Raw genomic sequence first — 22,695 nt, 5'->3', positions numbered from 1 at the left:
ACACCGTGGAGGGCATACCTCAGAGCATCGCGACCGTACTCGCCCTGCCTCCCCGCGCGTTCTCCCCCACCGCGATCTGGTGGTGGAGCGGGGAGCGCCTCGACCGGGCCCGGCTGCGCGACCAGCTCCAACGCTTCGTCCAGGGCGGGGTGTTCAACCTGGTCCTGCTCAACCTCGCACCCTCGGGCCCGCTGTTCGGCTCCGACGCCGACGACCCGCCGTTCATGTCCGACGCGTGGTGGGTGCTCCTCGACGGCGTGTGCGAGGACGCGGAGGAACTCGGCGTCAGTCTCTGGTTCTACGATCAGCTCGGTTTCTCCGGAGCCGACCTCCAGGCCCGTCTCGTGGACGACTCCCCCGCCTTCGCGGGCCGCAGGCTGGAGCGGGTACGTACGGTGGTCGAGGACGGCGGCGCCCTGCGCTGCCCTGCGGAAGGACAGGCGCTCGCAGGCCACGCCGAACCGGTCGACGCGAAGGACAGGCGCCGGGGGCCTTCGGTCCAAGTGGCCGTGGAGGGCGGGGAGATACGGGCGCCGGGACCGGGGCGATGGCGCCTCACACTCCATCACCACACCGCCCTCGGCTTCGACTACCTCGGCCGGGCGGCCTGCGCGGCCCTCCTCGACCAGGTGCACGGCGCCTTCGAGCGGCGGCTCGGCCACCGGCTCGGCACGGTCGTCGTCGGCTCGTTCCAGGACGAACTGCCGTCACTGCCCACCTGGTCGGCCGGGTTCGCCGAGGCCTTCGCCGCACGGCGGGGCTACGAACTCACCCCGCACCTCGACGCGTTGTACGCCGACAGCACCCGTCCGGACACCGCCCGCATCCGCCACGACTACCACCTCACCCGCGCCGAACTCGCCGAGGAGGCGTTCTTCCAGCCGCTCGCCGCCTGGCACGAGGGCCACGGCCTGACCGTCGGATGCGACCAGCAGGACCCGGCCCGCGCCGGTCACCCCGTCGCCGGAGTGCAGCTCTACGCCGACTACGCCCGGACCCACCGCTGGTTCTCCGCCCCCGGCAGCGACCACCACGGCGACGCCCGGATCCACTCCTCGCTCGCCCATCTCTACGGCCGCCCCCGCACCTGGATCGAGGCGTTCCACTCGACCGGCTGGGGCGGAACCCTGGAGGAGACGTACGACTGGCTCCTGCCCTGGCTGCGCGCCGGAGCGACCCTCTACAACCCCCACGCCGTCTACTACACGACCAAGGGCGGCTGGTGGGAATGGGCGCCGCCCGGCACCGACTGGCGCCAGCCCTACTGGGCACACCACCGTGTCTTTGCCGACGCGGTGACCCGGCTGTGCGCGGTACTGAGCCTGGGCAGCCATGTGTGCGACATCGCGGTCCTGCTCCCCACCGCCACCGCGCAGGCCGGGACCGCGCTCGACGGGGTGTCGGGGGACGCGGAGCGCGCACAGGACACGTATCTCGACCTCGTCGGCGACATGACCTGGTTCCGGACGCGGCCCGGGGTCCTGGACCGGGCCGGTCTCGACGCGGATGTCGTCGACGACGCGTCGCTCGTGCGGGCGCGGGTCGACTCCACCGGCGGCGAGGTGCGGCTGCGGGTCGCGGACGAGGCGTACGCGGCGGTCGTCCTGCCCGCGTGCACGGTGCTCGAACAGGACACCGCGCGGCGGCTGGTGGAGTTCGCGGCGGCGGGCGGACACGTGGTCGCGGTGGGGGAACTTCCCCGCACGGTGCTGGGAGCCGAAGGTGCCCTGGTCCTGGGCGAGTTGAGGGCCTGCTTCGACGACGGTCGGGCCGTCTTCGTCCGTACGGCGGACGACCTGGCGGAGGCGCTGGACCGGACTCCACCAGTCGTCTCCGCCTCGGTGCCCGCGTTGGTGCGCCGGGTCGAGGGCGCCACCGTGGTGTTCCTGACCGCCGCCTCGCCGCGCGCGACGCAGGCGTCGGTGGCCGCTCCCGACGCCCGGGGGGCCGCGCTGGGCTGGCTCGACGCGCGCTACGACTTCGACCCCGGCCGGTACGCGCGCACGGCGCGGCTGGAGGTTCGCGGGACGCGGGGATCCGCGGTGCTGCTCGACCCGTTCGGGGGCCCGCCCCGTGTCCTGCCCGTACGGGACGGGGCGGTCGAGGTGCCGTTCGACGCCGGTCCCGCGGCACTGGTGGTCTTCCCCGTACAGCCGCTGCCGGAAGCGCACGAGGTCGCGTCCGCGACGGAACTCGCCGCGGAGATCGCGGCGGACGCGGCGTGGGAGATGGCACTCGTACCGACGCTGGACAACACCTGGGGCGATTTCGCGCGGCCCGTGACCGGTCCTCCCGGGTCCGCGGCCGTCCTGGAGCGCCATGCGTTCCGCGACGGGGAGAAGGCGCCGGTGCATGCCACGTTCGGGCCGCGCGCGGTCCTGGTCGACCGGGCGGGCGAGGTGCGGTCGGTGCTGGAGTGGTCGGACTCGCGGGGCATTCACAAGGATCCGGTGCACCGTGCGGTGCTGGGGCCCAAGGGGCATGTGCCCGAGGAGTTCCTGCACATCGGGCCGACGGCCGCAGGGGCGGTGGCGCGGGTGCGGACCGAGCTGCTGGTCGCGGATCCCTTCGACGGTGCGCTCATGGTCGGGGCGGGCGCGGCGAAGACCGTACGGCTGGACGGCGTGGTGGTGGACCTGGACGACGGGGGGCATCTTGCGCTGGGTGCCGTACGTCTGGAGGCGGGGCGGCACCTTCTGGAGCTGGACCTGGTCCCCGATCAGGACATCGATCTGCGCGGACATGTGGCGCTGGTGCGCGATGCCGAGCGCTGCCGCCGCCCGGAGTGGATCGTCGGGGACCGCGTCGGAACGGCCGTGGCGCTGACCGCTCTCCCTGCGCGGGCCGTCGTCCAGGTGGCCTCCTTCGGGCCGTGCGTGCTGCGCGTCAACGGTGAAGTGGTGGGCAGACAGGGCGGGTTCGACCCGTACGCCGACCATGCGGTCCCTCGGGTACGGCGACATGAGGTCGCGGGGGCGCTGCGGATCGGGGACAACGCGATCTCGGTGGAGACGGGGGACCCGAGGGGTGTCCTGGTGGACGCCGTCTTCCACGGTCCGGACGGTGGGCGGCTCGGGGCGCTGCACAGCGACGGCCACTGGCGGGACGGGGCGGGAGCGCGGGTGGCGGTGCGGCGCGAGCCGGCCGGTGATCCGGCGGCGTTGCATCTGTGGCGGAGGCCGCATCCGCTGCCGGGTGCCGCGTGGCTGGACCCGGAGGCCGTTGACGGCACGGTGGTGCCGGTCGTCTTCGCCGCCCCCGGGACCCGGCCTTCCGGGCAGTGGATGGAGTGCCAACTGCCGCCGGGCACAGGCCAGTTGTCGGTTCGGACGCACGGGGACACAGCCGTTTTCGTCGAGGGCCGGCAGCGGGCGGCGACCACTGTGCCGGGCCCCGGCGGCGTATCCACCGTCACCGTCGATCTGTCCGGCGACGGGCCGACAGGCCCGCGGTCCGCCGCCCTGCGCATCGCCGCCCGCCCCGGCCGCGAGGGTGGTGCCGCGCTGGCGGGGCCGCTGCGGTGCACGGTGGGGGCGGGCCGGATCCGTACGGGCGACTGGGAGGACCAGGGCCTTGCCGGGTACAGCGGCGGGGTGCGCTACAGCCGTGTGGTGGAGGTGGCGCGGGGGCAGCGGTGCGTGCGGCTCGCGCTCGGGCGGGTGCGGGGGACGGCGGAGGTGCGGGTGGGAGGCGTGGCCGCGGGCGTACGGGTGTGTTCCCCGTACGACTTCGACGTGAGCGGGCTGTTCCGTCCCGGCCCCAACCTGGTGGAGATCACCGTGTACGGGACGCTCGCCCCGCATCTGGACGACACCAGCCCGACCCATTTCGTCTTCCCGGGGCAGCGCGTCACCGGACTGATGGGGCCCGTCCGGCTGTACGCCGCCCCGGAGTGATCAGCCCGAGTGCCGTGTTCCGTGCCAGCGGGCGCGGGCGCTGGCGACCCTGAACTCGTAGTCGGCGTAGGCCTGTTCGTAGAAGGTGACACCTTCCGGGTCGGGGTCGACGACGGCGTCGGGTGCTGTCCACGCGGCGGCGTCCAGTTCGTGTCCCAGCGCCTTGCCGTGTGCGGCGATCCCCGCCAGTACGGCACCGCGGGCGCCCGGTTCGGGCCCGCGTGCGACGCGCAGCGGGCGGCCCAGGACGTCGGCGAACAGGCGCAGCCAGGCGAGCGAGCGCGTACCGCCGCCGCAGACGGCCAGTGCGCCGGTGAGTCCCGCGGCGTCCAGGCAGTGGCGGGCCGCGAACGCGACGGCCTCGCACATCGCGCGGACCAGGTCGGCGCGCGATGCCCGCAGATCGATTCCGGTGAACTCCGCGCGCGCCGCGGGGTCGACGAACGGGACGCGTTCGCCCGAGGGCGACAGATACGGCAGTGCGGCGACGCCCCGGGCCCCGCGCGGGCTCTCGGCGAGGATCCCGGCGAGCTGGTCGTGCGAGGTACCGGTCATGTCCAGGGCCCATTCGAGGGCGACGGTCCCGGTCATCGCGGGGAGCGCCCGCATATGGCGGTCAGGGCGGGCCAGGGCGAGATGGAATCCGACGGGGTCCTCGTCGAACGCGACGTGCTCCACGACGACTTGGCACGCCAGCGTCGTACCGACGGTGAGCAGCCCGTCGCCCGGCTCGGTCACTCCGGCGCCGATCGCACAGGCCGGGAGGTCGTACGGTCCCGAGGTGACCGGGGTCCCGGGGGCGAGGCCGGGCACGCGCCCGTGCGTCTGTCCGAGCGGAAGCGACCCGGATATGGGCGGCAGAAGTCCGGCGCGGTGGCCGACGCCGAGGGCGTCGAGGGCCCCCTGGTCGTAGGTGCGGGTGCGCGGGTCGAGGAAGGGGACCGAGGCGTCGGAGAGGTCGGTGGCGCGCTCGCCGGTCAGGCGGAGCTGGACAACGTCCTTGCAGGCGGCGGCTGTTGAGGCGAGGTCGAGGGACTTGGGTTCGTTGCGGTCGAGCCAGGCCAGGAGGGGTCCGGGCGAGCCGGGGAAGAGCACGTTCCCCGTACGGCGGTACATCTCCTCGGCGGTGCCGTCGGCCATCCACCCCTCGACGAGGTCGCCCGCCCGGCCGTCCATCCACGACAGGGCGGGGCGCACCGGCCACCCCTGGGCGTCGACGAGCCACAGGCCGTCACCCTGCCCGGTGACGGCGACCAGGTCCGGTGTGCGGCCGTCGGCGACCTCTGCCAGGACGCCGGTGGCCGCGCGGACCACCTCTTCGACGTCCTGTTCCACCTGGCTTCCCTGTCCGGCGAGGGAGATCGGCGTCGATTTCTCCCGCAGCGCCTCGCCGTCCTCGCCGAAGGCCACCGCCTTGGCGACCGAGGTTCCCATGTCCAGTCCGATGAACACTGTGACTCCTCTCCGCTGTTGCCCTGCGCCCTGCGCCGCCAGTGAACCGTCAGACCACGCGATGCGCGAGGGGTTCGCCGCGCAGGAATCTGCCGACTTCGGCGGCCGCGATCCGTGCCGCGTTGTGGGCGACCGAGGTGTTGGCGCCCGCCAGATGGGGTGTCATGACGAGCCGGGGCGCGGTCCTCAACGGCGATTCGGCCGGCGGGGGTTCCTCGGCGAACACGTCGAGGGCGGCCGCGGCGAGGCGACCCGACGTGAGTGCGTCGCAGAGCGCGCCCTCGTCCAGGAGCGCTCCGCGCGCGCAGTTGACCACCACCGCCCCCTCGGGGAGCAGGGCCAGTTCGCGGGCGCCGATCAGCCCGCGCGTCTGCGGGGTCAGCCGTGCGTGCAGCGAGAGGACGTCACTGATCCCGAGCAGGTCGTCGAGTGCGTCGACAGGATTGCCCACCGCGCGGAGCAACTCCGGGTCCGCGTAAGGGTCGTAGAGGTTGACCTGTGCGCCGAGCGCGGTGAGCGCGCGCGCCACCCGGCTGCCCACCGCCCCGCAGCCGACCAGCCCGACGCGTGCACCGTCCAGTCCCGGTCCGCAGTTGTCGTACGTGTAGAACTCGCCCGCCCAGCGGCCGGCGGCGAGCGCGGCGGAGGTCTCCGGGATGCGGCGCATCGCGCTGAGCATCACCCCGACCGTGTACTCGGCGGTGGCTGCCGCATTACGGCCGGGGGTGTTGCACACCTGGACACCGCGTTCGGCGGCCGCCTCGAGGTTCACATTGACGGGGCCGCCCCGGCCGACGACGACCAGCCGCAACTCGGGTGCACCGTCGAGGACTTTGCGTGTCACCGCCCCCATCTGTGTCACGCACACCTGCGCCCCGCGCAGTGCGGCAAGAAGGGTGTCCTCGTCGCCCGATGCCTCATGCACCTCCGCCACCTGCCCGAACGGGGTCAGCGGCCAGGGCAGGAGCAGCCCTTCGATGGTGTGGTCCTTGCCGATTTCGTCCTGGAGTTCCCGGGTGAGCAGCTCGGGGGCGACGAAGTGGTCGCCCGCGGCAAGGATTCTCATCGGCACGGTCTCCTTCAGATCGGGGCGACCTCGTAGCGCACACCACTCTCGTCGAGGGAGCGCAGGACGTCGGGGGGTGTGCGGTCGTCGACGAGGACCAGGTCGAACGTGGAGAGGGGGGTGAGGCGGTGGAGTGCGGTGCGGTCGAGCTTGGAGTGGTCGACCATGAGGACGCTGCGGCCTGCCGCTTTGAGCATGGCGCGCTTGACGCCGACGATGCGCTGTTCCTGGTGGTAGGCGTAGCCGCCGTACACCGAGGAGGTGGAGACGAAGCAGAGGTCGACCCGGAGTGCTTCGACGGCTTCTACGCAGGCCACGCCCAGGAATGAGTCGTGCATCCGGTCGTAGTCGCCGCCGAGCGCCATCAGGTGCAGTCCGCGTTCGTCGGAGAGCAGGTTGAGCACTTCGAGGAAGTTGGTCACCACGGTCAACGGCTCTATGCCGGGGAGGAGTCGGGCGAGTTCTAGTGCGGTGGTCGAGTCGTCGATCATCACGGACATGCCGGGTTCGATCAGGGTCGCGGCCCTGGCCGCGATGGCCGCCTTCTCCTCGCGCATGGACTTCTTGCGGTAGGCGACGTTGCTCTCGAACACTCCGGACGGCTGGGCGGTCACCCCTCCGCGGTACTTGCGCAGAATGCCTTCGCGTTCGAGCTCGTCGATGTCGCGGTAGATCGTCATCGAGCTCACACCGAACCGCTCCGCCAGGTCCGACGCCGAGGTCGCGCCTTCGCTCAGTACGTGGTCGGTGATCTCCCGGCGGCGCTGCGCGGGGCTGCGCTCACTCTTCTCCTGCACAGTTCCTCAGTCCCGTTCCGGTCCGACCCCACTAGTAACACCAAGTCCTGAGGATATAACATCAATTCCTGTTGCAGTGCCAGGGTTCCCGTGTGAAAAGCACCGGAAATCGCCGACGGAAGAGCGGACCCCGTGAGCGACACACACCGCCAAGACCTGTGGCTGGGCATCGACTTGGGCACACAGAGCGTGCGCGCTCTGGCCGTTGCCGAGGACGGAGCCGTGCACGGACGCGGCTCCGCCCCACTCACCGGAGAGCGCTCCGGAGGCCGGCACGAGCAACTCCCGGCCGCCTGGTGGGAGGGCGTCTGCGCCGCGGTCCGCCAGGCACTCTCCGCCCTGCACCCCTCGGACGTCCGGGGCCTCGCCGTGTGCAGTACGTCAGGAACGGTGCTGCTGACCGGCCCGGACGGAAACCCCCTCACCCCTGCGCTCATGTACGACGACAGCCGGGCCGAGGCCGAGGCGCGCGACGCCCAGCAGGCAGGAGACGGACTCTGGCAGGCGCTGGGTCACCGCATCCAGCCGAGCTGGGCCCTGGCCAAACTCCTCTGGCTCGACCGCCATCCCCCGCCGGACACCGCCCTCGCCGGGGCCCGCGTCTGCCACCAGGCGGACTTCGTCACCTCCCGCCTCGTCGGGCACCCGGTGGCGACCGACTCCAGTCACGCCCTGAAGACCGGGTACGACCTCCACTCCCGCTCCTGGCCCCTCGCCGTCCATGAGCAACTCGGCCTCCACGGGCTCGACTTCCCGGACGTGGTGGCCCCCGGCACACTTCTTGGCACCGTCTGTCCGGACGCGGCCACCCGTACCGGCCTGGCCGAGGGCACCCCGGTCGTGGCGGGCATGACCGACGGCTGCGCGGCCCAACTCGCCTCCGGGGCCTGGGACATCGGCCGTTGGAACTCCGTGCTCGGTACGACACTCGTCCTCAAGGGCGTCACCGCGACTCCGCTCCACGATCCCGCCGGCGTCCTCTACAACCACCGCTCCCCCGACGGGAACTGGCTCCCCGGTGGCGCCTCCAGCGTCGGCGCCGGAGCCCTCACCGCGGCCTTCCCCGGAGCCGATCTCGTACGACTGGACCGGCTGGCCGCCCACCACGAACCGTCCGGCGCCGTCGCCTACCCCCTGGTCTCGCGCGGAGAACGCTTCCCGTTCCTGGCGGCCGACGCGGAACCTTTCCTGCTGGGCCAACCGGCCGACGAAGCCGACCACTTCGCGGCCCTGCTGCAGGGTGTCGCCCTCGTCGAGCGCCTCTGCCTGGCCTACGTCCGGCAGTTGGGCGCACCAGTGACCGCACCGCTCGCCCTCACCGGAGGCGCCACCGCGAGTCCGTACTGGAACCAACTGCGCGCGGACATCCTCGGCATGCCCGCCGAGGTCCCCGAGCACGCCGAGTCCGCGCTCGGCATGGCGGTGCTCGCCGCCCATGCGGTGACCCACGGCGCCGTAGGCCCCCGCTCCATGGTCCGCATACGTACGCTGATCGAACCGCGCCCAGAAGTCGGCCGCCGCTTCGACGCACCCTTCGCCACCCTCGTCGACGCACTCGAACACCGCGGCTGGCTCCCGCCCCTGACAGCCGCCCACGCACGGGAGCACGGATGACCACCCCACCCACGACCCTGCTGCTCACCCGCCACGGCGAAACCGTCTGGCACGCGGAGAACCGCTACGCCGGTGTCAGCGACATCGACCTGACCGCACGGGGACTCGACCAGGCCCGCGCGCTCGGCGACTGGGCGGCCGGAGCAGCCCTCGACGCGATCGTCACCTCACCTCTGTCGCGCGCCCGGCGCACCGCCGACCCTGCCGCCCGCCGTACGAGACTGACCGCGGTGGTCGATCCGGAGCTCGTCGAGTGCGACTTCGGGATCGCCGAGGGGCGGACCCTCGGCGAAGTCGGCGCCGTACATCCGCAGAAGGTCGCGGCTTTCCAGCGGGACCCGGCCGCCCACCCGCTGCCGAACGGCGAGGACCCGAAGGCCGCGGCAGGCCGTGGTGCGGCAGCACTGCTGCGCATCGCCGGGACACATCCCGGCCGCCGGGTCCTGGTGGTCGCCCACAACACCCTCTGGCGGCTGACGCTCTGCCGCCTGCTGTCCATCCCCGAGAGCGAGTACCGGCGGGTGCTGCCGGGGATGGGCAATTGCGCGATCACCGAGCTGCGGGTGCAGGGCGGACGGGCCGCCCTGATGTCGTACAACGTGCCCCTGGCGGTCGCGGCGCAGTAGGGGAAATCAACTCAGTCGGGGGAAGTGCGCGTCGGGCAGCCTCTGTCCGGGTTCGAGACCGAGCGGATCGGTCACCGGATGGGGCGGCTCCGGCGCGTACGTCAGGTCCTCGTCCACGTAGATCACCACGTGCGCGACGCGCGGGTCGTCGGTGAAGTTGGGGGTGGCGGTATGGGCGAGGCGGGAGTGGTGGAAGGTACAGTCCCCGGCGCGCAGCGGCACGGTCACCCGTGGTTCCCAGGCGAGTTCGGGTGCCAGGGAGAAGAGATCACCGCTGTCGGTGAGGTCCTGTGCCCTCAGTCCGTGCAGACGCTGCGAGCCGGGGATGAAGGTCATGCAGCCGCGCTCGACGGGTACATCGACGAGCGCCACCCAGGCGGACAGCGCGTGCCGCACGCCCTGGTGCGGCCAGTACGGCTGGTCCTGGTGGAACTCGGTGGCGGCCCCGTTGTGCGGCTCCTTGATCAACAGCTGGTCGTGCCAGAGCCGCAGCGGGATTCCGGCGAGCCGGGTGGCGATACGGGCGAGATCCGGATGCAGGGTGAGTCCGCGCAGCGTCTCATCCTGCTGCCAAAGCTGCAGCAGCTGGGTGAAGGCCTGTCCGTCGAAGTGGTCGCTGATCCGCTCGCGCGCGGCCAGCGCCGCCTTGCGGTAACGCTCGGCCTCTTCGGGGGTGATGACGCCGGGGAGATGGACGAAGCCGTTCTCCCGGTATCCGGCGATCTGTTCTTCGCTGGGACTGCTCGGCATGGGGAAACCTCCTGGAGTCCTCACCACGGTCGCAGCGACGGGCGCGCCCGGACCAGGACGGAAGCGCCCTCGGAGTAGCACGATCCCGACCGGCCGCCTGCGCCGAGGGGAGCAGCGATGCACCGCGTACTACGTACGGAAGTCTTCAGCGCCGGCACCCCCACGGTCTCGGCCGAGCGCTGCGAAGGACTGCCCGCGACCACCCGCCCGCACGCCCATGACTTCGTCGAGCTGGCCCTGGTCACCGCGGGCCGCGCCGTGCACGTGTCGGCGGCCGGCCGCCGTGAACTCGCCCGCGGATCAGCCGTGTTGCTGGCCCCGGGCGACTGGCACGGCTACGAGGAATGCCACGACCTGGCCCTGTACAACGTCTACGTCGACGCCCGGGTGCTCCGCCGCGAACTCGCCTGGCTGCGCCCCGGACCTCCGTCGGACCGGCCGCCGCACCTGGACGAGGACGCCATGGCGCTGGCGGAGTACTGTCTGCCCGCCCTGGCCGGGGACGGGCCGAGTCATGCCGTACGCATCGGACTGCTCCTCTGCGCCCTGGGCGATGTCCTCGGCACCCCTCCCGAGGAGCGCACAACACCTCATCCCGCGGTGCTCCACGCCGCCCGGCTGCTGGAGGACCGCCTCGCCGACCCCTGGTCGGTGGACCGGCTCGCGTCCTGTGTCGGGCTGTCGGGCACCCATCTGGCGCGGCTGTTCACCCGGCAGCTCGGCACCGCCCCGATGGCCCACCTCGGCCGGCTGCGGGCCGAGCGGGCCGCCGCGCTCCTGCTCGGGACGGACCTCACCGTGGCCGCGGTGGGCCGCCGGGTCGGCTGGCCGGATCCCAACTACGCGAGCCGCCGCTTCCGCCGCCACTTCGGCCTCGGCCCGGCCCGCTACCGGGAGACGTTCCGGCCGGACGCCCCGTGACCTGCGTGCCGTGTGTTGTCCGGCCGTCGCCCGGTGCGACCCATAGCCTTCGCCGGGTGAGCGACGCGATGAGTGCCTACCGCCGGCCCCGGCTCCTGTCCCCCGTACGGGAGCATCTGCGGGACAACTTCTGGTTCGCCCCGATGGCCGCGATGGCGCTGGTGATGCTGGCCTGGCTCGCCGCGTCCGCCGTGGACACCGCGATCGTGCAGCAGCTGCAGGACGACGGGGAGCTCGATCTCCTCACCGATCTGGCCAAGATCACGGAGGACGTCAAGCCCGTCGTCTCCACCGTGAGCTCCGCGATGATGACCTTCATCGGTGTGGTGTTCTCCATCTCCCTGGTGGCCGTGCAGATGGCGGCCGGGCAGTTCAGTCCGCGGGTCGTGCGCATCTTCGTGCGCTCCCGGATCACCAAGTCGACGTTCGCGGTGTTCCTGGCGACGTTCGTGCTGTCGCTCGCCGTGCTGTCGTCGTACGAGAGCGAGACCGATCCCCAGCAGCTGACCACCGTTCCGCTGGTGCAGAGCGTGCTGACGCTGGTCATGGTGGGGCTCAGCCTGCTGCTCTTCGTCGCGTATGTGAACTCCACGCTGCGGCTGATGCGCGTGGGGCAGGTGGTGGACCGCATCGCCCGCGAGTCGTTCCGTGTGCTGGCGCGCCAGCCCGGTGCGTGGGATGCGGCCTGGGAGCTTCCGGAGGAGTCGGGGGTCGTGCGGCACACCGGCCGCGCGGGCGTGCTGCGGGACGTGAACATCGCGCGGCTCGTGCACGTGGCGCGCCGCAACGGGCTTGCCGTACGCCTCATTCCGCGCATCGGGGACTTCGTCGTGCCGGGGACGGCGCTGCTCGCCGTGCACGGCGGGGCGGTCCCGCGGCGGGCGTCCGCCCTCGTGCGGTCGTCGGTCTCGGTCGCGGCCGAGCGGACCTTCCACCAGGATCTCGGCTTCGGTCTGCGCCAGCTCTCGGACATCGCGCTGCGCGCCCTGTCGCCCGCCGTCAACGATCCGACGACCGCCGTGCAGTGCCTGGACCGGATCATGCAGCTGCTCGCGGCCGTCGCCGACCAGCCGCTGGGTGCGGTGCAGCACCGGGACGCGAAGGGCGTCGTACGGCTGGTGCAGCCCGTGCCCGAGTGGACCGACCTGGTGAATCTGGGGCTGGCCGAGGTGCGCGGGTGCGCGGTCGGATCGCCCCAGGTGACGCGGCGGCTGATGGCGGTGCTCGACGATCTGGAGGCGCTGGCGCCGGCCGGACGCAGGGGTGTGATCGCGCACCATCGCGAGTTGCTCGTACGGGCGGTGGAGCGGGCCGTCCCCGAACAGGCGGACCAGGTCTTCGCGCTCTCCCCCGACCATCAGGGGATCGGCTGAGCCCGTACGGAGGGCTACCCCCGTACGGGCCCCTGGGCCTTACGGGATCAGCTGGTAGTCCGGGAAGTTCCCGGGCAGCCGCTCCCCCACCGGGCCTTCGGTCACCGCGTGGACGAGGAGTTCACCGCCGACGAAGGCACCGCGCCAGGAGGCGCCGAGTCCGCCGAAGAGTTCGTCGCGGTCGCCGCGCGAGCGCGGCTTCGACTTGCCGATCTTGAAGGCGCGGATCTGGGGTGCGAGGCGTTCGTACGTCGCCGGGTCGTCCGTGGAGAGGGTGGCCACCAGCGCCCCGTTGGAGGCGTTCATGGCGGCGAGCAGCTCCGCCTCCGTGTCGACCAGGACGATGGTGTCGACCGGGCCGAAGGGTTCCGCGTGGTGCAGCGGGGAGGACGGGGGCGGGTTGAGGAGGGTCACCGGCTGGAGGTAGGCGCTGGTGTCCTGGCCCGGCAGGAAGCGGCCCTGGTCGGGCGTCGCGCGGTGCAGGGGTACGGCACCGCGGTCGATGGCCTCGGCCACCTGGTCGGCGAGCTCCTTGGCCTTGGCCGCGTTGATGAGGGGGCCGAAGTCCAGTTCGGGGAGCGGGTCTTCGGGGTGCTCGACCGCCAGGGGGTGGCCGGTGCGCAGGGAGCGTACGGCGGGGAGGTAGGCACCGAGGAACTGGTCGAAGGCGCTGCGCTGGACGACGAAGCGGGGGTAGGCGGTGCAGCGCTGCTTGCCGTAGTCGAAGAGCTTGGGGATGACGGCGGAGAGGGAGTCCCAGTCCGTGCAGTTCCAGATGCCCCAGGTGTTGAGGCCCTCCTGTTCGAGGATGTGGCGCTTGCCGAGGTCGGCCACGGCGGTGGCGATACGGGCGCCGGTGTCGCGGCCTCCGACGAAGGAGACGCAGCCGATCTCGGGCGAGCGGACGAGGGCTTCGGAGAGTTCGCCGCCGCTGCCGCTGACCAGGGTGACGGGGATGCCTTCGCGGGCCGCGAGGGCGCTGGCGAGGGTCAGGCAGGCGACGCCGCCGTCCGTCGGGGCCTTGGCGATGACGGCGTTGCCGGCCAGGGCCTGCACCAGCATCGCGTGGACCAGGACGGACATGGGGTAGTTCCAGCTGGCGATGTTGGAGACCGGCCCGGGGAGCGGGGTGCGGCCTTCCACCATGGATTCGATGCCGTCGACGTACCAGCGCACTCCGTCGATGGCGCGGTCCACGTCGGCCTGGGCGAGGCGCCAGGGCTTGCCGATCTCCCAGACGAGGAGGAGGGCGAGGAGTTCACGGTGTTCGGTCAGGGCGTCGAGGGTGGCCGAGACGCGGGCGCGGCGTTCGGGCAGCGGGATGTGCCGCCAGGCGCGGTGCTGGTCGAGCGAGGCGCGTACCGCCTGCTGGGCGGTGGCGGCGTCGAGGCGCGGCGGGCCGGCTATGGGGCTGCCGTCGACGGGTGAAGTGGCGGGCAGGGCGCGGCCGTCGGCCTTCCACTGGGAGCCCCAGAGGTTGAGGACGCGGTCGTCGCCGAAGGCCTCGGGGGCGACGGCCCGGCAGCGCTGCCAGGCGTCGGACCAGGAGGTTCCGGGCTTGAGGATGAGGGTGGGTGCCATCGGTACAGTTCTCCGCTCGTGGAGTGGGCGGGGCAGTGTGGGTGGCTCTCACGGCCGCCTTCGCACAGGGCGGTCCGTACGGTGACGGTAGTGAGGGACGAACGGCTGCGATACGTGACGGCCGTTAATTGTGCGTGACTTCACTTGCTTCCGAGAGGAGGGCGAGTACGAGGCCCGCGGTCTCGGTCGGGGTGGTGCCGACCGCGACTCCGGCGGCTTCCAGGGCCTCTTTCTTGGCCCGGGCGGTGCCGGACGAGCCGGAGACGATCGCCCCCGCGTGGCCCATGGTCCGGCCCTCGGGGGCGGTGAAGCCGGCGATGTAGCCGACGACCGGTTTGGTGACGTGCGCGGCGATGTACGCGGCCGCACGCTCCTCCGCGTCGCCGCCGATCTCGCCGATCAGGACGATCAGTTCGGTGTCGGGATCGTCCTGGAAGGCGGCGAGAGCGTCGATGTGGGTGGTGCCGACGACGGGGTCGCCGCCGATGCCGACCGCCGAGGAGAAGCCCACTTCGCGCAGCTCGTGCATCAGCTGGTAGGTGAGGGTGCCGGACTTGGAGACCAGGCCGATCCGGCCGGGCTTGGTGGCGATGTCGGCGGGGATGATGCCGGCGTTGGACTGGCCGGGGCTGATGAGTCCTGGGCAGTTGGGGCCGATGACGCGGGTGCCCTTCTTCTTCGCGTACGCCTGGAAGAGCACGGCGTCGTGGACGGGGATGCCCTCGGTGATGACGACGGCGAGGCCGATCCCCGCGTCGGCCGCCTCCAGGACGGCGGCCTTGGCGAAGGGCGGCGGGACGAAGATGACGGTGACGTCCGCGCCGGTGGCCGCCATGCCTTCGGCGACGGAGCCGAAGACGGGGACGGTGCGGTCGTCGAAGTCGACGACCTGGCCGGCCTTGCGCGGGTTGACGCCGCCTACGATCTCGGTGCCCGCGGCGAGCATGCGGCGGGTGTGCTTCATGCCTTCGCCGCCGGTCATGCCCTGGACGAGGACCGTGGACTCCTTGGTGAGGAAGATCGCCATCTCTATCGCACTCCCTGCGTCGCAAGATCTGCGGCGCGGCGGGCCGCACCGTCCATCGTGGTGGCCTGTTGTACGAGCGGATGGGCCCTCTCGCTCAGCATCGCGCGGCCGAGGGCGGCGTTGTTGCCGTCGAGCCGTACGACCAGGGGCTTGGTCAAGTGGACGGATTCCAGGGCCTGGACGATGCCGTCGGCGACCGCGTCGCAGGCGGTGATGCCGCCGAAGACGTTGACGAAGACGGACCGCACGTCGGGGTCGGAGAGGATGACGGAGAGACCGTCGGCCATGATCCGGGCGGAGGCGCCTCCCCCGATGTCGAGGAAGTTGGCGGGCTTCGCGCCGCAGCCCGCGACGACGTCGAGGGTGGACATGACGAGACCCGCGCCGTTGCCGATGATGCCGACCTGTCCGTCGAGCTTGACGTAGTTGAGACCCTTGGCTGCCGCGGCCGCCTCCAGCGCGTCCGCGTGCGGATCGGTGTGGTCGGTGCCCCAACGTGCCTGCCGGAAGGCCGCGTTGTCGTCGAGGGTGACCTTGCCGTCGAGGGCGAGGATCCGTCCGTCGGTGGTGCGGACGAGCGGGTTCACCTCCACGAGCAGGGCATCCTCGCGGACCAGGACCTGCCAGAGCTGCTGCAGTACGGTCGCGGCCTCCACGGGGAGCCCGGCCGCGGCCGCGATCTCGGCCGCCTTGTCCGCGGTGACACCCTCGGAGGCGTCGACGGGGATACGGGCGACCGCGTCGGGGCGGGTCGCGGCCACGTCCTCGATGTCCATGCCGCCCTCCGCCGATGCGATGGCGAGGAAGGTGCCGGCCGCGCGGTCCAGTACGTAGCCGACGTAGAACTCGGCCTCGATGTCGACCGGTTGGGCCAGCATGACCGTGCGGACGGTGTGGCCCTTGATGTCCATCCCGAGCATCTGACGGGCGGTGAGTTCCGCCGATGCGGGGTCGGCCGCGAACTTCACGCCGCCCGCCTTGCCGCGGCCACCGGTTTTCACCTGGGCCTTGACGACGACGGGGCCGCCGAGCGCCTCCGCTGCCGCCCTCGCCTCCCGCGGTGCGGCGACAACTGCCGCGTCCGGCACCGGAATGCCGTGGTCCTTGAAGAGTTCCCTTGCCTGGTGCTCGTACAGATCCATGCAGGCTCCTGACTCGGTCGGAAAAGTGCCGCACGCCCCCTGGACACCACCCCTCAGATGGGGGATAACAAGGTTCATACAGTATTCGTCGACTGTATGCAATGTACCGAACGGAGCTCCAACACCCCTACCCCAGACCCATGTACACGCAGTGAGGGGCCTTGACGTGACCAAAGCTCTAGAGGGCATACGCGTCCTCGACATGACCCATGTACAGTCCGGGCCCTCGGCCACCCAGCTCCTCGCCTGGCTCGGCGCAGACGTGGTGAAGCTGGAGGCGCCCTCCGGGGACATCACCCGCAAGCAGCTCCGCGATCTCCCGGACGTCGACTCGCTCTACTTCACGATGCTCAACTGCAACAAGCGGAGCATCACGCTCAACACCAAGTCGGAGCGCGGCAAGGAGATCCTCACCGAGCTCATCCGCCGCTCGGACGTGATGGTGGAGAACTTCGGCCCGGGCGCGGTCGACCGGATGGGCTTCACCTGGGAGAAGATCCAGGAGATCAACCCGAGGATCGTCTACGCCTCCATCAAGGGCTTCGGGGACGGCCCGTACACCAACTTCAAGGCGTACGAGGTCGTCGCGCAGGCCATGGGCGGCTCGATGACCTCCACCGGCTTCGAGGACGGCCCGCCGCTGGCGACCGGCGCGCAGATCGGCGACTCGGGCACCGGCATCCACGCCGTGGCCGGCATCCTCGCCGCGCTCTTCCAGCGGGAGAACACCGGGCGCGGGCAGCGCGTCAACGTCGCCATGCAGCACGCCGTGCTCAATCTCTGCCGGGTGAAGCTGCGCGACCAACAGCGCCTGGCCCACGGCCCGTTGGCGGAGTACCCCAACGAGGACTTCGGCGAGGCGGTGCCGCGCTCGGGCAACGCGAGCGGCGGCGGTCAGCCGGGCTGGGCGGTCAGGTGCGCACCCGGCGGACCCAACGACTACGTCTATGTCATCGTGCAGCCGGTCGGCTGGCAGCCCATCAGCGAACTCATCGGGCGCCCCGAACTGGCCGAGGACCCGGACTGGGCGACGCCGGAGGCCCGGCTGCCCAAGCTCCCCAAGATGTTCCAGCTCATCGAGGAGTGGACCTCGACCCTCCCCAAGTGGGAGGTCCTGGAGAAACTCAACGCCCGCAACGTCCCCTGCGGACCGATCCTCTCCACCAAGGAGATCATCGAGGACGCATCCCTCGCCGCCAACGAGATCGTCGTCGAGGTCGAGCATCCCGAGCGCGGCACCTTCACCACCGTCGGCTCCCCGCTGAAGCTCTCCGACTCCCCCGTCGACGTCACCACCTCCCCCCTGCTCGGTGAGCACAACGCGGAGGTGTACATCGGCGAACTCGGTCTGGGCGACGAGGAGTTGCGCCTGCTCAAGACCGCAGGAGTCATCTGATGCCGCTCCCCGGAACAGCGCAGCCCGACCAGGCAGCGGTCAGGGCGGTGCTCGACGCGGCCCTCGCCGAGGGCCGCAGCGCCCTCACCGCGCCCGAGGCCAAGCGGATCGCGGACGCGTACGACATCCCCGTCCCCGCCGAGGCGCTCGCCGAGTGCGCGGACGAGGCGGTGGCGCTGGCCGACCGGATCGGGTTCCCGGTCGCGCTCAAGATCGTCTCCCCCGAGATCGTGCACAAGACGGACGCGGGCGGCGTACGGATCGGAGTCGCGACGCATGCCGAGGTGCGGGCCGCCTTCACCTCGATCGTCGCCAACGCCCGCCGGTACGCGCCCGATGCGACGCTCCTCGGCGTCCAGGTCCAGCAGATGGTGCCGGCCGGGACCGAGGTGATCGTCGGCATGGTCACCGACCCCACCTTCGGCAAGATCGTCGCGTTCGGGCTCGGCGGGGTGCTGGTGGAGGTGCTGAAGGACATCACCTTCCGGCTCGCGCCCGCCTCCGAGGACGACGCGCTGTCGATGCTGGACTCGATCCGGGCCGCTGAGGTCCTGCGCGGGGTGCGGGGCGGGGCGGCCGTGGACCGTACGACGCTCTCCCATCTGATCGTCGGCGTCTCGCAACTGGCGGCCGACTTCCCCGAGATCGCGGAGATCGACCTCAACCCGGTCTTCGCGTCCGCGGACGGGGTGATGGCCGCCGACGTACGGATCCTGCTCGGCGGACCGGCCCCGGCCCCCCGGCGTTCGTACAGCCGCTCGGAGATCCTCACCTCGATGCGCCGGCTGATGCAGCCGCGCTCGGTCGCCGTCATCGGTGCCTCCAACGAGGAGGGGAAGATCGGCAATTCGGTCATGAAGAACCTGGTGGCAGGGGGTTTTCCGGGAGATATCCACCCGGTGAACCGCAAGGCCGACGACATACTCGGCCGTAAGGCTTACAAGAGCGTCATGGATGTTCCTGGTGAGCCTGATGTGGCGGTCTTCGCGATCCCCGCGCAGTTCGTCGCCGCCGCCCTCGAAGAGGTCGGCCGCAAGGGGATACCCAACGCCGTCCTCATCCCGTCCGGCTTCGCCGAGACCGGCGAACAGGCCATGCAGGACGAGCTCGTGGCCATCGCGGAGCGGTACGGAGTACGGCTGCTCGGCCCGAACATCTACGGCTACTACTCGACGTGGCACGACCTCTGCGCCACCTTCTGCACGCCGTACGACGTGAAGGGCGGCGTCGCCCTCACCTCGCAGTCCGGCGGCATCGGGATGGCGATCCTCGGGTTCGCGCGCACCACCAGGACCGGTGTCTCGGCCATCGTGGGGCTCGGCAACAAGTCGGACCTGGACGAGGACGACCTGCTGACCTGGTTCGGCGAGGACCCCAACACCCAGTGCATCGCCATGCACCTGGAGGACCTCAAGGACGGCCGCGCCTTCGTCGACGCGGCCCGCGCGACCGTGCCGAAGAAGCCGGTCGTGGTCCTCAAGGCGGGCCGCACCAGCGCCGGTGCGAAGGCGGCGGGCTCGCACACCGGGGCCCTTGCAGGGGACGACGCGGTGTACGAGGACATCCTCAAGCAGGCCGGGGTGATCAGGGCGCCCGGTCTGAGCGAGATGCTGGAGTACGCGCGGGCCCTGCCCGTGCTGCCCACCCCCAAGGGCGACAACGTCGTCATCATCACGGGGGCCGGCGGCTCCGGAGTGCTGCTCTCCGACGCGATCGTCGACAACGGGCTCTCGCTGATGGAGATCCCGGACGACCTGGACGCCGCGTTCAAGGCCTTCATCCCGCCCTTCGGCGCGGCCGGCAACCCCATCGACATCACGGGCGGCGAGCCGCCGTCGACGTACGAGGCGACGATCCGCCTGGGCCTCGAGGATCCGCGGATCCACTCGCTGGTCCTCGGCTACTGGCACACGATCGTCACTCCCCCGATGGTCTTCGCGGAGCTGACGGCGCGCGTGGTGGAGGAGTTCAGGCTGCGCGGCATCCAGAAGCCGGTGGTCGCGTCCCTGGCGGGCGACGTCGAGGTCGAGGAGGCCTGCCAGTACCTCTTCGAGCGGGGTGTCGTGGCCTACCCGTACACGACGGAGAAGCCGGTCGCCGCGCTCGGCGCGAAGTATCGGTGGGCCCGGGCCGCAGGTCTGTTGGGAGGCCGCACATGAGCTGAGGGGACCGTCGGGTCCCGGCGCACGCGCGCATGCGAAAGGCATTGGACAGGGGGCGCTGGCCAGCTCTTTCGACACATAGGAGTGCGAAACCGACATGACCACCACTTCGATCAACACACCTGTTCCGTACCGCGAAGTCAGGGACGCGAACGGCCGTGTGTACCGGCTCGGAGAGACCGACCGGCACATCATGGGACGACCACGCTGGACCATGGTGCTCTTCCCATGGATGGGCATGCTGGGCATCAGTTCCTCGGAGTACGCCTTCACGTCCGCCGAGGACACGCTCCACGACGCACATCTGTGGGACAGCGGGCACATCTTCTGGCTGATGGGCGTCTGGATCTTCTTCCAGGCGGCCGTGGCCTTCCCCGCGGGGCAGCTGCGCGAGAGCGGGCGGCTGCCGGCCAGGAGCGCGATGCTCCTTGGCGCGCTCGGAACCGTACTGGGCTATCTGTCCCTGGCGTACGCACCGCATGTGGCCGTCGCGTACCTCGGCTTCGGGATGTTCAGCGGCATCGGCGCCGGCCTCGTCTACGCGACCTGCGTGAACATGGTCGGCAAGTGGTACCCGGAGCGCAAGGGCGGCAAGACCGGCATGGTCAACGGCGGTTTCGCCTATGGCTCGGTGCCCTTCGTCTTCCTCTTCACCTCGTACATGGACCTCTCCAACTACGAGACCGTGCTGGTGATGGTCGGCGTGGTCTGCTGCACCGTCGTCGCGGTCGCCGGCTGGTTCTTCAAGGACCCGCCGAAGAACTGGTGGCCCGCGCACGTCGACCCGCTGAAGGTCTCCGACGACCCCCGGATCGTCCGGGCGCTGGCGAAGAACCCTCCGGCGGTCAAGCAGTACACCCCGCGGGAGGCGGCCAGGACTCCCCTGCTGTGGATGATGTGGTTCTGCCTGCTCTGCACGGCCGGCATCAACATCTTCGGCATCGCCATGCAGGTGCCGTTCGGCAAGGAGATGGGCTTCGCCGGCGGGATCGTGGCAACGGCCATGTCGCTCAAGGCGATCGTGAACGGCACAGGCCGCGGTGTCATCGGCTGGATCTCCGACAAGTACGGCCGCCGCAACACCCTGATCATCGTCTGCATCGTGCTGGGGGCCGCGCAGTTCGGGGTCTTCTTCTCCGGGGACATCGGCTCGATGCCCTTCTTCCTCTTCTGCTCGATGGTCTCCGGCTTCGGCGGCGGCGCCATCTTCCCCCTGTTCGCGGCGATGACCGCGGACTACTTCGGTGAGAACCACAACGCTTCCAACTACGGCATGGTCTACAGCTCCAAGCTGATCTCCGGCCTCGTCGGCTCCGGCATGGGCGCCGTCGCCGTCGACTCGTGGGGATACGGCGGCGCCTTCGCGTTCGCCGGTTCCATCGGCTTCGCATCAGCCGTGCTCGCACTCTTCCTCAAGGCTCCAGGACGTCCGCAGCCGCAGGTCAAGCGACGCCTCCAGCCGAACCCGCAACCGCTTGGCGAGGAGATGGCCTGAGATGACAACGGAACACACAGCCACCGAGACCGGACGGGCCACCGCCGGTCAGGCATATCGAGAGGTCAAGGACGCCCGCGGCCGCGTCTACCGGATCGGCGAGAGCGACCACCGGATACTCGGCCGGCCGCGCTGGACGATGGTGGCGCTGCCCTGGGCGGCGATGCTCGCCATCAGCGTCTTCGAGTACGCCTTCGGATCCGCCGAGGACACGCTTTCCGAGGCGAAGCACTGGACGTCCTCCAACACCTTCTGGGTGCTGAGCGTCTGGATCTTCTTCCAGGCGGCGGTGTCCTTCCCGACCGGCAAACTGCGCGAGAAGGGGATCCTCACCAGCCGGGCGGCGATGCTGATCGGTTCGGTGCTCTCCCTGCTGGGGTTCGTGAGCCTCAGCCACGCGCCCAACATCGGTTTCGCTCTGGTCGGCTTCGGCTTCCTCGGCGGTACGGGGTCCGGGCTGATCTACTCGACCTGCGTCAACATGGTCGGCAAGTGGTACCCGGAGCGCAAGGGCGGCAAGACGGGCCTGGTCAACGGGGCGTTCGCGTACGGGGCCGTGCCGTTCATCTTCCTCTTCCAGTACGGCTTCAACACCTCGAACTACCGCACCGTGCTGGACCTCGTCGGCTTCTACGTCCTCGCCGTGACGCTGGTGGCCGGGATGTTCTTCAAGGACCCGCCGAAGAACTGGTGGCCGGCCGAGGTGGACCCGCTGAACACCGCGAGCGACGAGAAGATCGCCCTGGCGATGGCCAAGAACCCGCCCGCGGTACGGCAGTTCACGCCGGGCGAGGCGCTGAAGACCGGGGTCGTCCCGCTGATGTGGTTCTGCATGCTGTGCTGTGCGGGCGTCTCCATCTTCGGGATCTCCTTCCAGGTTCCGTACGCCAAGGACATCGGCTTCGGCCCGCTCATCGCGGCCTCCTCGATGGGTGTCATGTCGGTGATCAACGGCACCGGGCGCGGGGTCGTCGGCTGGCTCTCCGACCGGCTCGGCCGTCAGCGCACCCTCACCTACGTCTGTCTGACCCTGGCGGTCGCGCAGTTCGGGGTGCTGTGGGCGGGCGACGTCCGCAGCGAGTGGCTGTTCCTGGTCTTCGCCTTTGTGTCCGGCTTCGCGGGCGGCGCGTTCTATCCGCTCTTCGCGGCCCTCGTACCGGACTACTTCGGCGAGAACAACAACGCATCGAACTATGGCATGGTCTACAGCGCCAAGCTGGTGAGCGGCCTGTTCGGTGGCGGGCTCGGCGCGATGGTCGTCGACTCGTGGGGCTACGACGGGGCGTATGCGATGGCCGGCGGAGTCTCGATCGTGGCCGCCTGCCTTTCGTTGCTGCTGCGGCAGCCCCGGGGGGAGAAGGCGGTGGCCGTACCCGCGTAACAACGGTGCGGTGAAG

General features: G+C 70.8%; 16 protein-coding genes. 9 read left to right on the top strand and 7 right to left on the bottom strand.

Going from position 1 to position 22,695, the window contains the following annotated elements:
• Nucleotides 1–5 precede the first annotated feature (5 nt).
• Complete coding sequence (locus OG707_RS34780; RefSeq protein WP_329125534.1) at nt 6–3,896, top strand: glycosyl hydrolase; 3,891 nt, start codon at nt 6–8, stop codon at nt 3,894–3,896.
• Here the strand turns inward: OG707_RS34780 and OG707_RS34775 are convergent, their stop codons facing one another.
• Genes OG707_RS34775 through OG707_RS34765 form a run of 3 tightly spaced genes read right to left on the bottom strand, consistent with a single transcriptional unit; the run spans nt 3,897 to nt 7,211 of the window.
• Nucleotides 3,897–5,348, bottom strand: coding sequence for an FGGY-family carbohydrate kinase (locus OG707_RS34775; protein WP_329125532.1), 1,452 nt, complete (start codon nt 5,346–5,348; stop codon nt 3,897–3,899). It abuts the gene before it with no gap.
• A 49-nt stretch (nt 5,349–5,397) separates the two neighbouring features.
• Nucleotides 5,398–6,414, bottom strand: coding sequence for a 2-hydroxyacid dehydrogenase (locus OG707_RS34770; protein ID WP_329125530.1), 1,017 nt, complete (start codon nt 6,412–6,414; stop codon nt 5,398–5,400).
• A gap of 14 nt (nt 6,415–6,428) precedes the next feature.
• Nucleotides 6,429–7,211: a DeoR/GlpR family DNA-binding transcription regulator gene (locus OG707_RS34765; RefSeq protein ID WP_329125528.1), complete on the bottom strand. Its 783-nt coding sequence runs from the start codon at nt 7,209–7,211 to the stop codon at nt 6,429–6,431.
• 132 nt (nt 7,212–7,343) lie between these two features.
• Between OG707_RS34765 and OG707_RS34760 the strand changes: the two genes are divergently transcribed.
• Together OG707_RS34760 and OG707_RS34755 are read left to right on the top strand one after the other, a co-directional pair.
• Nucleotides 7,344–8,825 carry an FGGY-family carbohydrate kinase gene (locus OG707_RS34760; protein ID WP_329125526.1) on the top strand — a complete coding sequence of 494 codons (1,482 nt, stop codon included), beginning with the start codon at nt 7,344–7,346 and terminating at the stop codon, nt 8,823–8,825.
• Nucleotides 8,822–9,451: a histidine phosphatase family protein gene (locus tag OG707_RS34755; protein WP_329125525.1), complete on the top strand. Its 630-nt coding sequence runs from the start codon at nt 8,822–8,824 to the stop codon at nt 9,449–9,451. Before OG707_RS34760 ends, OG707_RS34755 begins: the two co-directional genes overlap by 4 nt.
• Nucleotides 9,452–9,457: 6 nt before the next feature.
• Here OG707_RS34755 and OG707_RS34750 read toward each other — a convergent pair whose 3' ends face one another.
• Nucleotides 9,458–10,201 carry a phytanoyl-CoA dioxygenase family protein gene (locus OG707_RS34750; protein ID WP_329125523.1) on the bottom strand — a complete coding sequence of 248 codons (744 nt, stop codon included), beginning with the start codon at nt 10,199–10,201 and terminating at the stop codon, nt 9,458–9,460.
• 117 nt (nt 10,202–10,318) lie between these two features.
• On the opposite strand from OG707_RS34750, the gene OG707_RS34745 reads away from it, so the two are divergent.
• Together OG707_RS34745 and OG707_RS34740 are read left to right on the top strand one after the other, a co-directional pair.
• The gene (locus tag OG707_RS34745; protein WP_329125521.1) at nt 10,319–11,122 is read left to right on the top strand and encodes an AraC family transcriptional regulator; all 804 of its coding nucleotides are present in this window, start codon (nt 10,319–10,321) and stop codon (nt 11,120–11,122) included.
• Between the two features lie 68 nt (nt 11,123–11,190).
• Entirely contained in the window at nt 11,191–12,495 is a 1,305-nt protein-coding gene (locus OG707_RS34740) for a DUF2254 domain-containing protein (protein ID WP_329128130.1), read from the top strand.
• Between the two features lie 39 nt (nt 12,496–12,534).
• Here OG707_RS34740 and OG707_RS34735 read toward each other — a convergent pair whose 3' ends face one another.
• From OG707_RS34735 to sucC, 3 genes are all read right to left on the bottom strand, one after another.
• Entirely contained in the window at nt 12,535–14,076 is a 1,542-nt protein-coding gene (locus OG707_RS34735; RefSeq protein ID WP_329125519.1) for an aldehyde dehydrogenase family protein, read from the bottom strand.
• A gap of 124 nt (nt 14,077–14,200) precedes the next feature.
• Entirely contained in the window at nt 14,201–15,103 is a 903-nt protein-coding gene (gene sucD / locus OG707_RS34730) for a succinate--CoA ligase subunit alpha (RefSeq protein ID WP_329125517.1), read from the bottom strand.
• A gap of 2 nt (nt 15,104–15,105) precedes the next feature.
• Nucleotides 15,106–16,245, bottom strand: coding sequence for an ADP-forming succinate--CoA ligase subunit beta (sucC, locus tag OG707_RS34725; RefSeq protein WP_329125515.1), 1,140 nt, complete (start codon nt 16,243–16,245; stop codon nt 15,106–15,108).
• Nucleotides 16,246–16,411: 166 nt separating this feature from the next.
• On the opposite strand from sucC, the gene frc reads away from it, so the two are divergent.
• From frc to OG707_RS34705, 4 genes are all read left to right on the top strand, one after another.
• The gene (frc, locus tag OG707_RS34720) at nt 16,412–17,641 is read left to right on the top strand and encodes a formyl-CoA transferase (protein ID WP_329125513.1); all 1,230 of its coding nucleotides are present in this window, start codon (nt 16,412–16,414) and stop codon (nt 17,639–17,641) included.
• Complete coding sequence (locus OG707_RS34715) at nt 17,641–19,800, top strand: acetate--CoA ligase family protein (protein WP_329125510.1); 2,160 nt, start codon at nt 17,641–17,643, stop codon at nt 19,798–19,800. Before frc ends, OG707_RS34715 begins: the two co-directional genes overlap by 1 nt.
• Before the next feature lie 100 nt (nt 19,801–19,900).
• A complete protein-coding gene (locus tag OG707_RS34710) occupies nt 19,901–21,298 on the top strand; it encodes an OFA family MFS transporter (RefSeq protein ID WP_329125508.1) in 1,398 nt (465 codons plus the stop codon).
• A 1-nt stretch (nt 21,299) separates the two neighbouring features.
• Nucleotides 21,300–22,679 carry an OFA family MFS transporter gene (locus OG707_RS34705; RefSeq protein ID WP_329125506.1) on the top strand — a complete coding sequence of 460 codons (1,380 nt, stop codon included), beginning with the start codon at nt 21,300–21,302 and terminating at the stop codon, nt 22,677–22,679.
• Nucleotides 22,680–22,695 lie beyond the last annotated feature (16 nt).

Source organism: Streptomyces sp. NBC_01465 (assembly GCF_036227325.1).
Lineage (GTDB): Bacteria > Actinomycetota > Actinomycetes > Streptomycetales > Streptomycetaceae > Streptomyces.
The sequence above is the reverse complement of the archived record's forward strand: the minus strand, read 5'-3'. Positions and strand labels throughout refer to the sequence as shown.